Below are 17,041 nucleotides of genomic sequence, written 5' to 3'. Positions count from 1 at the left end.
CCGCTCCCGGGGAGCCGTGCGTCGCGAGACGGTCACATTCCCACGCGGGACGGACGCGTACGGGCCCTTACGCGGACGGAGGGGTCCCTTCCGTCCGCAGGACGCCGATCAGCCGGGCCACCGTCTCCGCCATCGCCGTCCGGCCCGCCGCGAGGTAGGTGCGCGGGTCCACCACGTCGGGGCGGGCGGCGAGGTGCTCCCGGACCGCGCCGGTCAGGGCGATGTTGAGCGCGGTGCCGATGTTGACCTTGGCGATGCCGCCCGCCACGGCCGCGCGCAGTTCGTCGTCCGGGACTCCGGAGGAGCCGTGCAGGACGAGGGGGACGTCCAGGGCGGCGGACAGCCGTTTCAGCAGGACGTGGTCGAGGGCGGCGGTGCGGGTGGTCATCGCGTGGGAACTGCCGATGGCGACGGCGAGCGCGTCCACGCCCGAGTCCGCCACGAAGGCCCGCGCCTCCTCGGGGTCGGTACGGGCGCCGGGCGCGTGCGCGTCGAGCGGCGGGGCGCCGTTCTTGCCCCCGACCTGCCCCAACTCGGCCTCGATCCAGAGCCCCTGGCCGTGCGCCCACTCCACGGCGGCGTGGGTCGCGGCGAGGTTGTCCAGGTAGGGCAGGCGGGAGGCGTCGTACATCACGGAGCTGAAGCCGGCGTCGGCCGCCCGGCGCAGCAGATCCTCGCTGCGGACGTGGTCGAGGTGGAGCGCGACGGGCACTGCCGTCCGCTCGGCGGCGGCGGACGCGGCGCGGGCCAGCGGAAGCAGGTCCCCGTCGTGGAACTTGACGGCGTTCTCGCTGACCTGGAGGACCACCGGCGCGGCGACGGACTCGGCGCCCGCGACGATCGCCTCGACGTGTTCCAGGGTGATGACGTTGAACGCGGCCACGGCGGAGTCCGCTGCGGCGGCCCCGGTGATCAGCGCACCGGTCGTCGTGAGGGGCACGGCTCCTCCTTGTTCGGCGGTGGTCCGGGTCGGTTCAGCGGGCGTCGGCGTCGAGGATCACCGAGCGTGTGAGGTGGCGCGGTCGGTCGGGATCGAGACCGCGCGCGGCTGCCACGGCCACGGCGAGCCGCTGGGCGCGGACCAGTTCGGCGAGCGGATCGAGCGCGCCGGAGACCCAGGTCGCCCCGGTCTCCCGCACCTGCTCGGCCAGACCTTCCGGCGCCTCGCCGAGCATCCAGGTCGCCGTGGACCGGGTCGTGACGCTGATCGGGCCGTGCCGGTACTCCATCGCCGGGTAGGCCTCGCTCCACGCGAGGGCGGCCTCGCGCATCTTCAGCGCGGCCTCCTGGGCGAGGCCCACGGTCCAGCCCCGGCCGAGGAAGGTGAACTGGGCGCTCTCGACGAGCCCTTCGGGCAGCGGCGCCTCCAACGCGGCACGCGCGTCGGTGACGACGGCCTCGGTGTGCAGACCGAGGTGGGCGCGCAGGAGGGTGAGGGCGGTGGTGGCGAAGCGGGTCTGGACGACGGACTTCTCGTCGGCGAAGTCCAGCACGACGAGGTCGTCCGCGGTCGTCATGACGGGGGTGTCCGGGTCGGCGGTGATCGCCGTCGTCCGGGTACGGCCGCGCAGCGCGCCCAGCAGGTCGAGCACCTCGGTGGTGGTGCCGGAGCGGGTGAGGGCGACGACGCGGTCGTAGGCCCGCCCGTGGGGAAACTCGGAGGCCGCGAAGGCGTCGGTCTCCCCCTGCCCGGCCCGCTCGCGCAAGCCGGCGGCGGCCTGCGCCATGAAGTACGACGTTCCGCAGCCGACGAGCGCCACCCGTTCCCCCGGCGTCGGCAGGACCCCGGCGTGTTCCGTCGCGCCGGCCGCGACGCGGGCCCAGCACTCGGGCTGGCTGTTCAGCTCGTCCTCGACATGGGTCATGCGGGAACCCTCCCCGGGATACGCAAGGCTCATGCTTACTTCTGCAAGTTATAGTCACTTTTCGAGCAACTTCAAGCACGAGGAGACAGATGTCCCGCGACGAACGCTGGCAGACGCTGCTCGAACTGCTTGTCGAACGGGGACGGCTGGACGTCGAGGAGGCGGCCGCCGAGCTGGGGGTGTCCGCCGCGACGATCCGGCGCGACCTCGACCGGCTGGCGGAACAGCAGATGCTCGTGCGCACCCGGGGCGGGGCGGTCGTGCACGGCGTCTCGTACGAGCTGCCGCTGCGCTACAAGACGGCCCGGCGCGCCACCGAGAAGCAGCGCATCGCCAAGGCGGTGGCGGATCTCGTCGCGCCCGGCGAGGCGGTGGGCCTGACCGGTGGCACGACGACCACGGAGGTGGCGCGGGCGCTGGCCGTGCGGGGCGATCTGGCGTCCGGCGCGCCCGCGCTGACCGTCGTCACGAACGCGCTGAACATCGCGAGCGAGCTGGCGGTGCGTCCCCAGTTCAAGATCGTGGTGACGGGCGGGGTGGCCCGCGCCCAGTCCTACGAGCTCGTCGGTCCGCTCGCCGACGGTGTGCTGGACCGGATCACCCTGGACGTGGCCGTGCTCGGTGTCGTCGCTCTCGACGTGACCCATGGCGCCGCCGCGCACGACGAGGCGGAGGCAGCCGTCAACCGACTGCTGTGCGAGCGGGCCGAGCGGGTGGTCGTCGCGGCCGACTCCAGCAAGCTGGGGCGGCGGGCCTTCGCCTGGATCTGTGCGACGGAGGCGGTGGACACGTTGGTCACGGACTCGGCCGCCGGGCCCGCGACGGTGCGGCGGTTCGAGGAGGCCGGGGTGCGGGTCGTCGCCGTCTGAGGCCCGCCGCCGCGAGCCGGAGTGGCACCGGGTCAGTCCTGGAGCCAGGGGGCCGGCATGCCGCCGCGCTTCAGGGTGGTGAGGACGAGGGAGACGTCGACCGACGCCACGTCGGCGAGCCACGGGGAGCGGGTGACGAAGTCGTGGAGAGCGGTCTCGTCGGGGAACGCGGTGAGGACGAGGAGCTGGCGTGCTCCGGTGACGAAGCTGGCGTAGCGGACGTGGGCGGACGCGGCGAGCGCCGCCGTCACGGTGTCGACCCGGGCCGGGGGCGTGCGGACCCACAGGACGGCCTCGACGGGCAGTCCGAGCACCGCGGGTTCGATCACGGCACGGATGCGGACCTTGCCCTCGCGCCGCAACGCGCCGAGGCGTCGTCTCGCGGTGGCCTCCGACACGCCCGAGACGCGCCCGAGTTCGTCGTAGGTGCGGCGCCCGTCGTCGGCGAGGGCGTGCAGCAACAGGCGGTCGGCGCGCGAGAGTTCGAGGGGCGTCTCCCCTGCCGGCAGGGGATCGGTGACCGGCGGTGACGCGGCGTCGGCGCGGGCGGAGCCCTTCAGGGCGGCGATCTCGGCCTCGGTGAGCAGGCCCGCGTGCCACTCGCGGATGGTGCGGACATGGCGCAGCACGGGCAGGGTGCGGGTCTCCACCACGCCCGGCAGACCGGCGAGTTCGTCCAGTACCAGTCCCGCCAGCCGTTCTCGGGGCCAGCGCAGTTCCGCCAGGCAGTCCGGGGTTCCGGTGAGGACGTGGGCGAAGACGCAGTCGGGCCTGCGGGCCAGCGCGGTGGCGGTGATCCGGGCCCGGCCGGGGGCGCAGCGGACGCCGACCACCACGCTGCGGCCGCGCATCGCCATCGCCCCGATCCGTACGAGGCCGGACTCCAACAGTCGGGTGCCGCGGCGGACGACGGTGCGTTCGGGCTCGCCGAGGGCCGCCGCGATGCGGTGCCAGGCGGCCCGGCCGTCGATCTGCAGCGCGCTGATGATGCGCCGGTCCAGTGAATCCGTCACGGGGCCGGTCCGCTGTGCGTCCATCGGCCTCAGAGTATGGCGGATTCCGTCAACTCCGCAGCCCTTCTTGTTCCCTTCCGTCGCCGTGGCCCAGCCTTCCGTGAAGTGGAATCGCATGGTCCCGCACGGTCTCCCCGCCGTGCGGACCGCGCACCCGTCCCTCTCGGCCCGCACGAGCCGCACGAACCCATGACTCCCGTGACTCCCCGATCTACGGAGATGGTCGACGTGACTGTGACTCCTGGCGGTCCCCCACCTTCCCCGGCCACCGACAGCACCGACACGGCCACGCCGGTGCCGCTCCGCCCGCCGGGCGTCCGGCGGGGCCGACCGGCTCTCCTGGGTCCCGGGCTGGTGCTGGCGGCCGCCAGTGTGGGCGCCGGGGACATGGTGACGTCGCTCGCGGGCGCGGCCGGCTACGGGATGGCGCTGATGTGGGCCATCGTCATCGGCGTCGTCCTGAAGTACGCGCTCACCGAGGCGGTGGGCCGCCTGTACCTGGCCACCGGGCAGACCGTGATCGCCGGCCTGAAGTCGGCCGCCCGCTGGCTCCCGGCGGCCTTCATGCTCTTCGTCCTGGTCATCGGGCTGCTGTACGGGGCGGCGCTCGGCTCGGTGGCGTCCCTGGCGCTGTCCACGCTGTTCCCCGTGCTGCCCGTCAGGCCCGTGGCCGTCGTCATCGCGCTCACGGCGGCGGCGATCGTGTACATCGGGCGGTACGCGGTGTTCGAGCGGGTGATGAGCGTCTTCATGCTCGCCAAGTTCCTCGGCATGGCCGTCCTCGCGGTGACCACCCTCGCCACCGCCGACGATCTGCCCGGCCTGCTCGGCACCCTGCGCCCGAGGCTGCCGGAGGGCGACGTGGTGACGGTGCTGGCGCTCGTCGGCGGCGTGGGCGGGACGGCCGGGATCGCCTCGTACAGCTACTGGGTACGGGAGAAGGGCTGGGCGGACCGGAGCCGACTGCGGCTGATGCGTACGGACTCGGCGGTGAGTTACGGCGTCACGCTGCTGTTCGTGCTGTGCACGACGGTGGTGGGCACGGGCCTGCTGTACGGCACGGGCGGCAGCATCACCGGCAGCGAGGGGCTGGCCGCACTCGCCGATCCGCTCGGCGCCGATCTGGGGTCGGTGGCCCGGGTGCTGTTCCTGGGCACGTTCTTCCTGGTGACGCTCAGCGCGCTGGTCGGTGGCTTCAACGGCCTGTGCTACCTGCTCGCCGACTCGCTGCGGGCGCTGCGGGGCATCCCGGACGCCGAGGCGGAGCCGCACATCGCGCAGAACGGCCGCCCGTTCCGGCTGTTCGTCCTCTACTGCGCCGTGACCTCGGTCGCCGTCACCTTCCTGGGCCGGCCGGTGTCCCTGGTCCTCACCTACGCCGCCGTCGGCTCGCTGATCCTGCCGCTGCTCTCCGGCGCGCTGCTGATGCTGCTCAACCGCCGGGGCGTGGAGCCGGCCCTGCGCAACCGGACCATCTCGAACACGCTGCTGGGCGGCTCCTTCGTGCTCTTCGGAGTACTCGCCGTCGTCCAGCTCAAGGAGTCCCTGGGAGGGGCGTGAACCACCTCGTGCATCATCTCGTCGACCATCCCGCCACGTACCCGGTGAACCCGACGGGCGACGCCGACCCGTCGGAGGATCTGTGCTTCCGGACCGCGTACGAACTCGCCGTCGCGCTGGCGCGCCGCGAGATCTCGGCGCGGGAGGTGGTGACGGCCCATCTGGAGCGGATCGAGCGGGTCGATCCGGCGGTGAACGCGATCGTGACGCTGGTGGCCGACCGGGCGCTGGAGCAGGCGTCCGAGGCGGACGACCGGATGGCGGCCGGGGAGCCGGTCGGTCCGCTGCACGGGCTGCCGGTCGCGCACAAGGACCTGCACGACACGGCGGGCATCCGGACGACGTCCGGTTCACCGGTCTTCGCCGAGCGGGTGCCCGACCGTGACCATCTGGTCGTCGAGCGGCTGCGGAAGGCGGGCGCGATCACGCTCGGGAAGACCAACGTGCCCGAACTGGGCCTGGGTTCGCACACCGTCAACCCCGTCTTCGGGGCCACCCGCAACCCCTATGACCTCTCCCGCAGCGCGGGCGGCAGCAGCGGTGGGGCGGGGGCGGCCCTGGCCTGCGGGATGCAGCCCATCGCCGACGGCAGCGACACCGGCGGCTCGCTGCGCAATCCGGCCTCCTTCAACAACGTCGTCGGGCTGCGCCCGTCGCCGGGCCGGGTGCCGTCCTGGCCCGACAAGGCGCCCTGGGGTCAGCTGTCGGTGAAGGGTCCGATGGCCCGGACCGTGGCGGACGTCGCGCTGACCCTGTCCGTGCTGGCGGGCCCGGATCCCCGCGATCCGCGCTCCCTGCAGACGCCCGGCTCCACCTTCGCCTGGCAGCTCGACGGCCACGTGCGGGGGTTGCGGGTCGCCTTCTCGCCCGATCTCGGCGGGGCCGTGCCCGTCGACGCGGAGGTACGGGAGGCGCTGCGGGCCGCGCCGGAGGTGTTCGCCGCGCTGGGCTGCGAGGTCGAGGAGGCCTGTCCGGACCTCAGCGGCGCGGACGAGGTGTTCCTCGCCCAGCGCGCCTGGCAGGTTGAGCTCTCCTACGGGGCGCTGCTGGACGAGCACCGCGACCTGCTGTCCCCGGACGTCGTCTGGAACATCGAGGAGGGCCGCAGGCTCGGCGGCCCCGACCTCGGGCGGGCCCAGGCGCTGCACGGCGCGCTCTTCCACCGGGTCCGTGAGTTCTTCGAGCGGTACGACCTGTTGTTGCTGCCGGTCAGTCAGGTCGCGCCCTTCGACATCGGGCTGGCGTACCCGACGGTCGTGGACGGCACCCCCATGGAGACCTATCTCGACTGGATGCGCTCGGCGTACCTGATCTCCGTCACGGGCTGCCCGGCCCTGTCCGTCCCTGCCGGGTTCACCCCGGGGGGACTGCCGGTCGGACTGCAGATCGTGGGCCCGCACCGGCGGGACTGGTCGGTCCTGAAGGCCGGGTACGCCTTCGAGCGGGTGACGCGGTTCGGGGAGCGGCGGCCTCCGGTGGTGACGACCGGCGGCTGAGTGCTCGACCGTCGCCGTCAGTGCGCGTGTTCGGCCGGAGGTTCTTCCGCCGGGCCCGGCGCCGCCGCTTCCCCGGCCTCGACCGTGAACGTCGCCGTGCGGACCTTGCCCTCGTGCTTGAAGTCGAGGAAGAGGCGGTAGGTGCCGACGCTGGGGGCGGTGGCCGTGAAGGAGATGTCCGGGCCGGGCTCGGTCGTGCCGTCGCCGGGCTCACCGTTGGGATGGACGTGCAGGTAGGCGAGGTCGCCGGAGCGCAGGGCGACCAGGTGGCCGTACGCGCCCAGGTAGGGCTGGAGGTCGGTGACGGGCTTGCCGTCGCGGGAGACCTTCAGCTTCAGCTCGCTCGCGGCACCCGGGCGCAGGCCGCCGTCCAGTTCGACGTCGTAGCCGTTGACCTCGGCGGTGTCGCCCGGTGCCGGGAGCTTGCGCGGCTTGTACGTCCCCGAGGCCGCGAGGTCGGCGCCGAGGGTGAGGTTCTCGGCGTCCTCGCCGGCCGGGGTGAAGTCGGCGAAGACGCGGTAGCCGCCGGCCTCGGGCAGGTCGACCGGGGTGCTCCAGGTGCCGTCGGCGGCGCGGGTCGGGTGCAGATGGCGATAGGTGACCAGGTCGCGTGAGGCGAGGATGAGGTGGAGTTCCTTGTCGTGCTCGCGCTGGTACGCGGTGACGGCGCGCCCCCGCTCGTCCCGGATGACGAAGCGCAGGTCGGCGCGGTGGCCTGCGGTGACGCTCGGGGTGCGCAGGTCGAGGGTGTAACCGCCCTCGGAGATCTGCAGGCCGCCGGCCGGGGCGGCGGTGTGCGCGCCCGCGCCCCCTGTGGGGTCCGGTGACTCCTCGGTGTGGTCGTCGTGGCGTGCGGGGTCGCTCCCGGCGGTGTCCGACACGACGGGTTCGATGCCCTTGCCCACGCCGTAGGCGGTGCCGAACGTCGCGGCCAGCGCGGCGGCGAACGCGGTGATCCTCAGTCCGGTGTTCATGGCCGTCTCCTTCGAGGTCCGGGTCTTCACACAGCTCACCATACCCCTAGGGGGTATAGAGTCAAGCGCTGCGAGCAACTTGCCATCTATACCCCTGAGGGGTATACAGGCACTAGTGCGACAGGATACCCCCACCCCGTATCCATGAAGATCGCCGCCCACGACGTACGAGGGAGCACCCCATGACCGTCACCAGCACCGGGACCGGAACCGCCGCGGAGGTGGAGCTCGCCATCGGCGGTATGACCTGCGCCTCCTGCGCCGCCCGCGTCGAGAAGAAGCTGAACCGCATGGAGGGCGTCACCGCGACGGTCAACTACGCCACCGAGAAGGCGAAGGTCAGCTACCCGGACGGCGTCTCGGTGCGGGACCTGATCGCCACCGTGGAGGCGACCGGCTACACGGCACGGGAGCCCGCCCCGCCCGCCTCGCCCGCCCGGGACGAACCCGACGGCACCGACGAGGCGGCGGACGACGAACTGCGTCCGCTCCGGCAGCGCTTGACCACCGCGGTGGCCCTGGCCGTCCCCGTCGTCGCGATGGCCATGGTCCCCGCGCTGCAGTTCGAGTACTGGCAGTGGCTGTCCCTGACGCTGGCGGCGCCCGTGGTGACGTACGCCGGGTGGCCCTTCCACCGCGCCGCCTGGACGAACGCCCGGCACGGGGCGGCCACCATGGACACCCTCATCTCCATCGGCACCCTGGCCGCCTTCGGCTGGTCGCTGTGGGCGCTGTTCCTCGGGACGGCGGGCACGCCGGGCATGACGCACCCCTTCGAGCTGACCATCGTCCGGGGTGACGGCGCCGGCTCCATCTATCTGGAGGCCGCGGCCGGGGTGACCGCCTTCATCCTCGCCGGGCGCTACTTCGAGGCCCGCTCCAAGCGGAAGGCGGGCGCGGCCCTGCGGGCGTTGCTGGAGCTGGGCGCGAAGGAGGTCACCGTGCTCACCTCGGACGGCGGCGAACGCACGGTTCCCGTCGCCGAGTTGCGGGTCGGCGACCGCTTCCTGGTGCGTCCGGGCGAGAAGATCGCCACCGACGGGACCGTCGTCGAGGGCTCGTCCGCCGTGGACGCGTCCATGCTGACCGGCGAGTCCGTGCCGGTGGAGGTCGCGGTCGGCGACTCGGTCACCGGTGCCACCGTGAACGCGGGTGGGCGTCTCGTCGTCGAGGCCACCAGGATCGGCGCCGACACCCAACTGGCCCGGATGGCGAGGCTGGTGGAGGACGCGCAGAACGGCAAGGCCTCGGCCCAGCGCCTCGCGGACCGGATCTCCGCCGTGTTCGTGCCGATCGTGATCGCCCTCGCCCTGGGGACCCTCGGCTTCTGGCTCGGCAACGGCGCCGGGCCCACGGCCGCCTTCACCGCGGCGGTCGCCGTACTGATCATCGCCTGCCCCTGCGCCCTGGGGCTCGCCACGCCGACCGCGCTGCTGGTCGGCACCGGGCGCGGCGCCCAGCTGGGCATCCTGATCAAGGGCCCGGAGGTGCTGGAGTCCACGCGCAGGGTCGACACCGTCGTCCTCGACAAGACCGGCACCGTCACCACCGGGCGGATGACCCTGCTGGCCGTGCACCCCGCCGACGGCACCGACGAGGTCGAAGTGCTCCGCCTGGCGGGCGCGTTGGAGCACGCCTCCGAGCACCCGGTCGCCCGCGCCGTCGCCGAGGGCGCGCTGGCCCGGCTCGGCTCACTGCCCACCCCGGAGGACTTCGCGAACGTGCCCGGCCTCGGGGTGCAGGGCGTCGTCGACGGTCACGCGGTCCTCGTCGGCCGCGAACGGCTCCTCGCCGACTGGGCCATGGAACTGCCGGAGGGCCTGCGGCGGGCGCGGGACCGGGCCGAGGCCGAGGGCCGCACGGCCGTCGTGGTCGCCTGGGACGGCGAGGTCCGTGCGGTCCTCGAAGTGGCCGACGCGGTGAAGGAGACCAGTGCCGAGGCGATCGCCCGGCTGCGCGCGCTCGGCCTCACCCCGATCCTGCTGACCGGCGACAACCGGGCCGTGGCCGAGTCCGTGGCCCGCGAGGTCGGCATCGCACCCGAGGACGTGATCGCGGAGGTGCTGCCGCAGGACAAGGTCGATGTCGTCGAGCGACTGCAGGCGCGGGGCCGTTCGGTCGCGATGGTCGGTGACGGCGTCAACGACGCGGCCGCGCTCGCCCAGGCCGACCTGGGGCTGGCGATGGGCACGGGGACGGACGCCGCGATCGAGGCCGGCGACCTGACCCTCGTACGAGGGGACCTGCGCGCGGCGGCCGACGCCATCCGCCTCGCCCGCCGGACCCTCGGCACGATCCGGTCCAACCTGTTCTGGGCCTTCGCCTACAACGTCGCCGCCCTGCCGCTCGCGGCGGCCGGTCTCCTGAACCCGATGATCGCGGGGGCGGCCATGGCCTTCTCCTCGGTCTTCGTCGTCGGCAACTCCCTGCGCCTGAGGACGTTCCGGGCAGCCGACCGAATCGACCGGCCGACGCCGTGAGGCCGTTCCCCGCCGGGCCCCGGCCCGGGTGAATTCGTGACCATCACCAATTCACCGGGGACACGCCCGGCGGAGCCGCGGAGCGATTGACCTCGGCGCCCGCACCGCCTTCGGCGTAAACGCCGTGAATAGCCGGAGCCGGTTCATCCTGGCCGGAAATCGCGGACTGTGCCGTAAATCACAGAGACCCCGCCCGGGAGATCACCTTTGAATACCCGGGCGCCCCTTGCTGAATTTCCCGCTCCGGCCCCTGGAAAGCCGTCAAGAACGCTGATCGAATTCGACGCGAACGATCACTCAGCGTGATGATCGCCGAGGCGGGCGGCGAGCAGCAGGTTCGGGTCCCGCAGGGTGAAGAAGGCGCCGCTGGGGACGTACACCGTCCGGTGGCGTACGGCCACGGAAGTGGGGTTGGAGAGTCCGTCGTCCCGGGTGAGAACGACGGTGCGCGTGCCGTCGGGGCGGACGAGGGCTACTTCGTCGCTGAAGAACAGGGCGGCGAGGACGGTGTCTCCGCGCCCGGTGAAGGCGAAGTCGTCGATCCCGGCGAGTCCCGTCGCGCGGGTCTCGGCCGTGCCCGCCGAGCCGTCCTGTCGGACGGGGACGCGCAGCAGGGTCTTCCGGTCGGTGTTGGAGACCCACACGGCCCCGTCGTGGACCTTGAGGCCGTTCGCGCCGACACCGAAGCCGGCCTCCGAGGCGGGCAGCGGTCGGAGGGCGTCGCCCGTGGCCCATGCCGTGGGCGTGCCGCCCCGCTGCGGGACGCGCCAGACTGTTCCCGGCACGGAGTCGGCGACGTAGGGCACGCCTCCGCGCTCGTCGAGGCCGATGGCGTTGGGCAGGCCGTTCGCCGACAGCTGGGCGATCTGCCGGGGCGTGCCGCCGGGGACGATGCGCCAGACGCCCGTCTTGTCGGTCCCGGTGGCGTAGGTGACGTAGAGCGTGCCGTCGTGGGCGCGGGCGATGCCGAGCACGATGTCGTCGCCGACCAGGGGCGTCCGCGGATTCGGCTCGGCGGGCAGGGTGGCGAGGACGCGGGTGTGTCCCTGCTTGGTGACGTGGGCGACCTGGCGGGCGGCCGAGTAGGTCAGGTCGGCGGAGCCGTCGGGTTCGAGGGCGATGTTCTCCGGTGTCTGGCCCCGGGTGATGTCGAAGTGGGCGACGACACGCGCACGGGACACGGTCTGCTCGCCGTCCGGCGGGGGGCGGCGGCGAGGAGGGCGACGGCGGCGGTGACCGCCGCGACGGCGGGCAGCTGGGGAAGAGGGGGCATCGGTCTCTCCTGGGATGGGGCCTGGACGCCGTGGGGGGGGCGGTGCCACACGACCATGACGGCGCGTCCGTCGACGGCGGCGGGAGTCATGGCTCCGGGTGATCGCCCGCACGGCGCACGGCATGCGGCCGGTCGAGTTCCCCACAGGGGCCCGATCGGGCCGAGCGCGATGACGGTCTCGCGCGGCGACGAGCCTCCTCACCACCGCCTTCTCCTGCCACCAGCCGACCGCCCGTGTGCGGGTCGGCGACAGTCCGGCGACGGGCCGGGCGCCGTGCCGAAGGAACCGTCGTTCTCGACCACGAGCGGAGGGCGGTACGGCAGGAGTCCGCAGGCCGCCGGGTGATCAGCCGCAGGCGGGGCGCCGGCGCCGTACGGCGCCGCGTGACGACGTGTCTCCAGGGCCTCCAGGGCCTCCAGGGCCTCCAGCCGGTCAGTTCCGGCCACAGGCAACCGGTCCAGGGCGACGGTCCCAGCCCTGCGGAGCACCCTTGCCCCAGCCACGGCCCCGACCTAGCCTGATTTTGTGCCGCGAATAAACAAAACCCGATCGCACAACGCCGTGCCGGGACGCCCCACCGACCCCTCGCAGCTTCGATCCCTTCGTGTCGCCATCACCGCCTTCTTCGCCTTCGACGGCTTCGTCTTCGCCGGCTGGGTGGTCAGAATCCCCGCGATCAAGGAGCAGACCGGCGCGTCGCCCGGCGCCCTGGGGCTCGCCCTGCTGGGCGTGTCCGCCGGAGCGGTGATCACGATGATGCTCACCGGCCGCCTCTGCCGCCGCTTCGGCAGCCACCCGGTGACGGTCGCCTGCGCCGTGCTGCTGTCCCTCAGCGTGGCCCTGCCACCGCTCACGCACTCGGCACTCGCCCTGGGCGCGGTGCTCCTGGTGTTCGGCGCGGCCTTCGGCGGGATCAACGTCGCCTTCAACAGCGCGGCCGTGGATCTGGTGGCCGCGCTGGGGCGGCCCGTCATGCCCGGCTTCCACGCCGCGTTCAGCCTCGGCGGCATGGTCGGGGCCGGGCTCGGCAGCCTCGTCGCGGGCTCGCTCTCCCCGACCCGCCACCTGCTCGGCATCACCCTGATCGGCCTCCTGGTGACCGCCGCCGCCGCGCCCACCCTGCTGCGCCACGAGCCCCCGGCACCCCTCGACCACACCCCCGGGGAGCCGGCCCGGGAGAGCGGCCCACGGGGCCCCGGCCGACTGGACAGCCGTACGCGCGCCCTGGTGGTCGTCCTCGGCCTGATCGCCGGCTGCACGGCGTACGGCGAGGGGGCGCTGGCCGACTGGGGCGCCCTGCACCTGGAGGCGGACCTCGACGCCTCGCCCGGTGTCGCGGCGATCGGTTACTCGTGTTTCGCACTCGCCATGACGGTCGGCCGTCTGACCGGGACGACCCTGCTCGAACGCCTGGGCAGGACCACGGTGCTCGTGGCCGGCGGGAGCACCGCGACGGCCGGCATGCTGCTCGGCTCGCTCGCCCCCTCGGTTCCGGCGACCCTGCTCGGCTTCGCGATCACCGGTCTGGGCCTCGCCAACATCTTCCCGGTGGCCATCGAACGGGCCGGCGCCCTGGCCGGCCCGAGCGGTGTCGCGACCGCCTCCACGCTCGGCTATCTCGGCATGCTCCTCGGCCCGCCCGCGATCGGCTTCATGGCCGAGTGGTTCTCCCTGCCCACCGCGCTCACCAGCGTCGCGGTACTCGCCGCGTTCGCCTCCGTCATCGCCTTCGCCACCCGCCACTCGGCCGCCAAATGACCACTCACCGTTGCCTCTTGACCCCTCGCGGTGCATGAAGTCAGCCCTCCGAGAACATGAGGCAACCATTCAGTCGTTCGATTCGTATAACTCCCTGGAGACACTGCGACCCGGCCGAACAGAGGACGGCCGGAGCGTCACCATCCGCTTTTCCGGATGGTCCCGAACAAGGAGAAACGATGCGACTGTTCGTGCTCAACTACGCTCGCTCCGCTGAGCAGTTGGAGTTCAGCGCTCCGTACACCTACGACTCCGGGCTGCAGTTGAACGTGCTCGCCGATGGGCGGATAGCCGCTCACGACCAGGGCCTTATGCGGGAATTGGGGGCGACGACGTCCACCGCGGGTTCGAAGACCCATTTCGACGACTGAAAGCGGACCGGCGACGATGACGGTGCTGATCCTCACCTGCGAACAGGATGTGACGGCGGACCTGGTGGTGGCACAACTGAACAGGACCGGCGTCCCGGTGGTCCGCCTCGATCCCGCCGACCTCCCCGGCGGGGTGGCTCTCTCCGGCGAGTACGTGCACGGCGTCTTCCGCGGGCATCTGTCCGCCGGCGGGCGCCTGGTGAGCATGAGCGGACTGCGCTCCATCTGGCTGCGCCGGCCGGGGGTCCCGGCGAGCCGGGTGGGTGAGCCGTCCGCCTGGCTGACCGAGGAGTCCTCGCAGGCCCTGTACGGCATGCTGCGCGGGACGGGGGCCCGCTGGATGAACGACCCCGACGCGGCCCGGCGGGCCCGCCACAAGCCGTGGCAGCTCCGGCACGCCCAACGCTGCGGGCTCCCCGTACCGGCCACGCTCATCACCACGTTCCCGCAGGCCGCCCGCGACTTCGCCGAGCGCTTCCCGGACCTGGTGGTGAAGCCCGTCTCCGGAACCCACCCGCAGGACCCGGCCCGCACGGTCCCCACGAGCCGTGTCGCGCCCGGCACCGACTTCACCGCCGTGGCGTTCGGGCCGACCCTGCTGCAGCGCCGGATCGCCAAGACGGCGGACATCCGGCTCACCGCCGTCGGTGACCGCATGCTGGCCGCCCGCAAGGCGGTCGCACCGGACGCGCACCCCGACGAGGTCGACGTCCGCTTCGCCCCCTCCACCGCGCCCTGGCAGCCGGTGGAGGTGCCGGAACGCACCGCCGCCGCCGTGCGCGCCTATCTCCGGGACGCCGAACTCTCCTACGGGGCCTTCGACTTCGCTGAGGACGCGGACGGGATCTGGTGGTTCCTGGAGTGCAACCAGTCCGGCCAGTTCGGGTTCGTGGAGATGGACACCGGGCAGCCGATCGCCCACAGCGTCGCCGAATGGCTGGCCGAGGAGGGACCGGGGGCGGGAACGCGCCGCCACGACCGGATCCGCGCGACCCCCTGACACGACCGGCGACTCCGGCGCACCCCGAGCGCCCGCCCGGCCTGGTCGGGCGCTCGGGGTGCGCCGGGCGTCCCACGGGGCAACCGCGTCGGCTCGTGCGGGCGCTCCGGCCGGGCGGGCGCGCCACTCGGACGGGCGACCCTGGCCCGGCAGGCGCGTCAGCTCGGACAGGCGACCCAGCGTGCTTCGTCCGGCAGACTCCTCCCATGGAGACCGCTGAGCACATCAGAGCCCTGGACGAGGAGGGCCGGCTGCTCACCGCCGCCGCCCGGAAGGCCGGTACGGACGCCGAGGTGCCGACCTGCCCGTCGTGGCGGGTACGGGACCTGCTGCGCCACACGGGGGCGGTGCACCGCTGGGCCACGGCCTTCGTCGCCGAGGGACACCCCTCTCCCCGTCCCCTCACGAACGGCCCGGCAGAACGGGACGGTGACGCTCTGCTGTCCTGGTTCGAGGACGGTCACCGGCGTCTCCTCGACACCCTGCGCGCCGCCCCCGCCGACCTCGACTGCTGGACCTTTCTGCCCGCCCCTTCCCCGCTGGCCTTCTGGGCGCGCCGCCAGGCCCACGAGACGACCGTGCACCGTGTCGACGCGGAGTCCGCGCTCGGCGACGCGCCAGGCGCTCCAGGCGGCATGGAGCCCGGCATGGACGCCGTCAAGGACCACGCCGTGGACCCCGCAACGGACTTCGCCATGAACCTCACCGCGGAGTTCGCCGTCGACGGCATCGACGAACTGCTGCTCGGCTTCCACGCCCGCCCCAGGAGCCGGGTGCGCACCGGGACGCCACGTGTCCTCCGGGTGCGCGCGACCGACACGGACGCCGTCTGGACCGTACGGCTGTCGTCCGAACCGCCGGCGGCGGAACGCGCGGACGCGGCGCGGCCCCTGGACGCCGACTGCGAGATCACGGGCCCGGCGTCCCGGCTGTACCTGGCCCTGTGGAACCGGCTCCCCTTCCCGGCCGTCACCGGCGACCCCGCGCTCGCCGGGCTGTGGCGGGAGACGTCGGGCATCGGCTGAAACGGACCCGGCGGGCGCGCCGCCCTTCTTGTCCGGTACGCCCGCCACCCCCCACACTCGGTCCATGGGGAGACGGACGCAGGCAGAGCGGGACGCGATGACGACGGAGATCGGGTTCGCTCTCTTCGCGGGGGCGGTGTCGGCGGGCGCGGCCTACTTCGGCGTGACCGAGTTCCTGCCGAACGTCGTCGGCTCCCTGCGTGGCCGGTGGAACCTGCTCGGCCCCCTCGCGGCCACCGCCACCGCGGTGGTGTTCGTCGCGGTCGTCTCGATCGTGCTGACCCGTTTCAGGCGCGCCGTACAAGCGGGTCGGCGGGTTCCCGCGCCGCCCGGCGGGCCGGGCGCGGCTCAGCCCAGCCAGCCCGGACGCACCAGCCCGGACTCGTAGGCCAGGACGACGAGTTGGGCGCAGCGGACCCGATCTCCGTCGTCATCGCGTCCCGCTCCCTTCGCGGGGGCGGTGTCGGCGGGCGCGGCCCACTTCGGCGTGACCGAGTTCCTGCCGAACGTCGTCGGCTCCCCGCGTGGCCGGTGGAACCTGCTCGGCCCCCTCGCGGCCACCGCCACCGCGGTGGTGTTCGTCGCGGTCGTCTCGATCGTTACTCCGCGCGACGTACGCCCGCCAGTCCCACGTGGCGCGCGAGCCCGTGCGCCGCGTCGCGGAAGAACGCCTCGCGGTTCTCGACCACCTTGTTGAACTGCCCGAACACCTCGAAGTTGACCAGGCCGAACAGCTGGGCCCACGCCGCGACCAGTCCCGCGACCACCTCCGGCGGCAGATCGGGCGCGAAGTCCTCGGCCATCCGCCGCGCCTCGGACCGCAGCTCGGCCGGCAGCTCTCGCCCGGCCACCCCGCCGGCCTGATGGGCGTCCCGCATGATCCGGATGAGCACCTGTCCCACCCGGGAGGCGGCCGGGACCGTCGCGTCGGGCGCGGTGTACCCCGGCACGGGCGAACCGTAGATCAACTCGTACTCGTGCGGCCGGCCCAACGCCCACTCCCGCATCCCCTCGCACACCGCGACCCACTGCCCGGCCGGACTCTCTCCGGCGGCCCTCACAAGCGCGGCCTCGGCCGCCTCGCCCAGCGAGTCGTAGGCGTCGATGATCAGCGCGGTGAGCAGCTCGTCACGGCTCGGGAAGTAGCGGTACAGCGCGGAGGAGACCATGCCGAGCTCACGCGCGACGGCCCGCAGCGACAGCTTGGCGGCGCCCTCGGCGGCGAGCTGTCTGCGCGCCTCGTCCTTGATGGCGGCGGTGACCTCGATCCGGGCGCGGGCACGGACGCCTCGTGCTGTGCTCATGGGCAGCAGTGTGCCACAGAACAAGAGCACTGCACGCAAACGAGAGCACTGC

General features: G+C 73.2%; 15 protein-coding genes. 9 read left to right on the top strand and 6 right to left on the bottom strand.

Annotated elements, in window-relative coordinates:
- Positions 1–67: 67 nt before the first annotated feature.
- Positions 68–940 (bottom strand): class II fructose-bisphosphate aldolase, encoded by an 873-nt coding sequence (locus tag K1J60_RS41080; RefSeq protein WP_220650656.1) that lies wholly within the window; start codon positions 938–940, stop codon positions 68–70.
- A gap of 34 nt (positions 941–974) precedes the next feature.
- Positions 975–1,865, bottom strand: a complete 891-nt coding sequence (locus K1J60_RS41075; protein WP_220650655.1) for an SIS domain-containing protein — start codon at positions 1,863–1,865, stop codon at positions 975–977.
- Positions 1,866–1,954: 89 nt separating this feature from the next.
- Here K1J60_RS41075 and K1J60_RS41070 point away from each other — a divergent pair, with 89 nt between their 5' ends.
- Positions 1,955–2,734, top strand: coding sequence for a DeoR/GlpR family DNA-binding transcription regulator (locus K1J60_RS41070; RefSeq protein ID WP_220650654.1), 780 nt, complete (start codon positions 1,955–1,957; stop codon positions 2,732–2,734).
- 32 nt (positions 2,735–2,766) lie between these two features.
- Here the strand turns inward: K1J60_RS41070 and K1J60_RS41065 are convergent, their stop codons facing one another.
- Entirely contained in the window at positions 2,767–3,771 is a 1,005-nt protein-coding gene (locus K1J60_RS41065) for an Lrp/AsnC family transcriptional regulator (RefSeq protein ID WP_220650653.1), read from the bottom strand.
- Between the two features lie 195 nt (positions 3,772–3,966).
- Between K1J60_RS41065 and K1J60_RS41060 the strand changes: the two genes are divergently transcribed.
- Positions 3,967–5,307, top strand: a complete 1,341-nt coding sequence (locus K1J60_RS41060) for an Nramp family divalent metal transporter (RefSeq protein WP_220650652.1) — start codon at positions 3,967–3,969, stop codon at positions 5,305–5,307.
- Positions 5,304–6,803, top strand: coding sequence for an amidase (locus tag K1J60_RS41055; RefSeq protein WP_220650651.1), 1,500 nt, complete (start codon positions 5,304–5,306; stop codon positions 6,801–6,803). The genes K1J60_RS41060 and K1J60_RS41055 overlap by 4 nt, the downstream gene beginning before the upstream one ends.
- Before the next feature lie 17 nt (positions 6,804–6,820).
- Here K1J60_RS41055 and K1J60_RS41050 read toward each other — a convergent pair whose 3' ends face one another.
- Positions 6,821–7,777 (bottom strand): hypothetical protein, encoded by a 957-nt coding sequence (locus K1J60_RS41050; protein ID WP_220650650.1) that lies wholly within the window; start codon positions 7,775–7,777, stop codon positions 6,821–6,823.
- A 182-nt stretch (positions 7,778–7,959) separates the two neighbouring features.
- On the opposite strand from K1J60_RS41050, the gene K1J60_RS41045 reads away from it, so the two are divergent.
- Positions 7,960–10,257, top strand: coding sequence for a heavy metal translocating P-type ATPase (locus K1J60_RS41045; RefSeq protein WP_220650649.1), 2,298 nt, complete (start codon positions 7,960–7,962; stop codon positions 10,255–10,257).
- Positions 10,258–10,550: 293 nt separating this feature from the next.
- Here the strand turns inward: K1J60_RS41045 and K1J60_RS41040 are convergent, their stop codons facing one another.
- Positions 10,551–11,438, bottom strand: coding sequence for an SMP-30/gluconolactonase/LRE family protein (locus K1J60_RS41040; RefSeq protein ID WP_259408137.1), 888 nt, complete (start codon positions 11,436–11,438; stop codon positions 10,551–10,553).
- Between the two features lie 654 nt (positions 11,439–12,092).
- Here K1J60_RS41040 and K1J60_RS41035 point away from each other — a divergent pair.
- The 5 genes from K1J60_RS41035 to K1J60_RS41015 all read left to right on the top strand — a co-directional run bounded on the left by K1J60_RS41035 (position 12,093) and on the right by K1J60_RS41015 (position 16,073).
- The gene (locus K1J60_RS41035; RefSeq protein ID WP_220650648.1) at positions 12,093–13,289 is read left to right on the top strand and encodes an MFS transporter; all 1,197 of its coding nucleotides are present in this window, start codon (positions 12,093–12,095) and stop codon (positions 13,287–13,289) included.
- 179 nt (positions 13,290–13,468) lie between these two features.
- Positions 13,469–13,660: a putative ATP-grasp-modified RiPP gene (gene tgmA / locus K1J60_RS41030; RefSeq protein ID WP_033525738.1), complete on the top strand. Its 192-nt coding sequence runs from the start codon at positions 13,469–13,471 to the stop codon at positions 13,658–13,660.
- 16 nt (positions 13,661–13,676) lie between these two features.
- Complete coding sequence (gene tgmB, locus K1J60_RS41025) at positions 13,677–14,660, top strand: ATP-grasp ribosomal peptide maturase (protein WP_220650647.1); 984 nt, start codon at positions 13,677–13,679, stop codon at positions 14,658–14,660.
- Between the two features lie 206 nt (positions 14,661–14,866).
- Positions 14,867–15,685: a maleylpyruvate isomerase family mycothiol-dependent enzyme gene (locus tag K1J60_RS41020; protein ID WP_220650646.1), complete on the top strand. Its 819-nt coding sequence runs from the start codon at positions 14,867–14,869 to the stop codon at positions 15,683–15,685.
- 64 nt (positions 15,686–15,749) lie between these two features.
- Positions 15,750–16,073 (top strand): DUF6332 family protein, encoded by a 324-nt coding sequence (locus K1J60_RS41015; protein ID WP_220650645.1) that lies wholly within the window; start codon positions 15,750–15,752, stop codon positions 16,071–16,073.
- A 211-nt stretch (positions 16,074–16,284) separates the two neighbouring features.
- Here the strand turns inward: K1J60_RS41015 and K1J60_RS41010 are convergent, their stop codons facing one another.
- Entirely contained in the window at positions 16,285–16,989 is a 705-nt protein-coding gene (locus tag K1J60_RS41010) for a TetR/AcrR family transcriptional regulator (protein WP_220650644.1), read from the bottom strand.
- Positions 16,990–17,041 lie beyond the last annotated feature (52 nt).

It is taken from the genome of Streptomyces akebiae (assembly GCF_019599145.1).
GTDB classification, from domain to species: Bacteria; Actinomycetota; Actinomycetes; order Streptomycetales; family Streptomycetaceae; genus Streptomyces; species Streptomyces akebiae.
The sequence above is the reverse complement of the archived record's forward strand: the minus strand, read 5'-3'. Positions and strand labels throughout refer to the sequence as shown.

Excerpts from the sequence above, each read along its gene's own strand:
- K1J60_RS41045 (WP_220650649.1), top strand. The coding sequence starts at position 7,960 with ATGACCGTCACCAGCACCGGGACCGGAACCGCCGCGGAGGTGGAGCTC.
- K1J60_RS41075 (WP_220650655.1), bottom strand. The coding sequence starts at position 1,865 with ATGACCCATGTCGAGGACGAGCTGAACAGCCAGCCCGAGTGCTGGGCC.
- tgmA (WP_033525738.1), top strand. The coding sequence starts at position 13,469 with ATGCGACTGTTCGTGCTCAACTACGCTCGCTCCGCTGAGCAGTTGGAG.
- tgmB (WP_220650647.1), top strand. The coding sequence starts at position 13,677 with ATGACGGTGCTGATCCTCACCTGCGAACAGGATGTGACGGCGGACCTG.
- K1J60_RS41060 (WP_220650652.1), top strand. The coding sequence starts at position 3,967 with ATGGTCGACGTGACTGTGACTCCTGGCGGTCCCCCACCTTCCCCGGCC.
- K1J60_RS41020 (WP_220650646.1), top strand. The coding sequence starts at position 14,867 with ATGGAGACCGCTGAGCACATCAGAGCCCTGGACGAGGAGGGCCGGCTG.
- K1J60_RS41010 (WP_220650644.1), bottom strand. The coding sequence starts at position 16,989 with ATGAGCACAGCACGAGGCGTCCGTGCCCGCGCCCGGATCGAGGTCACC.
- K1J60_RS41065 (WP_220650653.1), bottom strand. The coding sequence starts at position 3,771 with ATGGACGCACAGCGGACCGGCCCCGTGACGGATTCACTGGACCGGCGC.
- K1J60_RS41070 (WP_220650654.1), top strand. The coding sequence starts at position 1,955 with ATGTCCCGCGACGAACGCTGGCAGACGCTGCTCGAACTGCTTGTCGAA.
- K1J60_RS41015 (WP_220650645.1), top strand. The coding sequence starts at position 15,750 with ATGGGGAGACGGACGCAGGCAGAGCGGGACGCGATGACGACGGAGATC.
- K1J60_RS41050 (WP_220650650.1), bottom strand. The coding sequence starts at position 7,777 with ATGAACACCGGACTGAGGATCACCGCGTTCGCCGCCGCGCTGGCCGCG.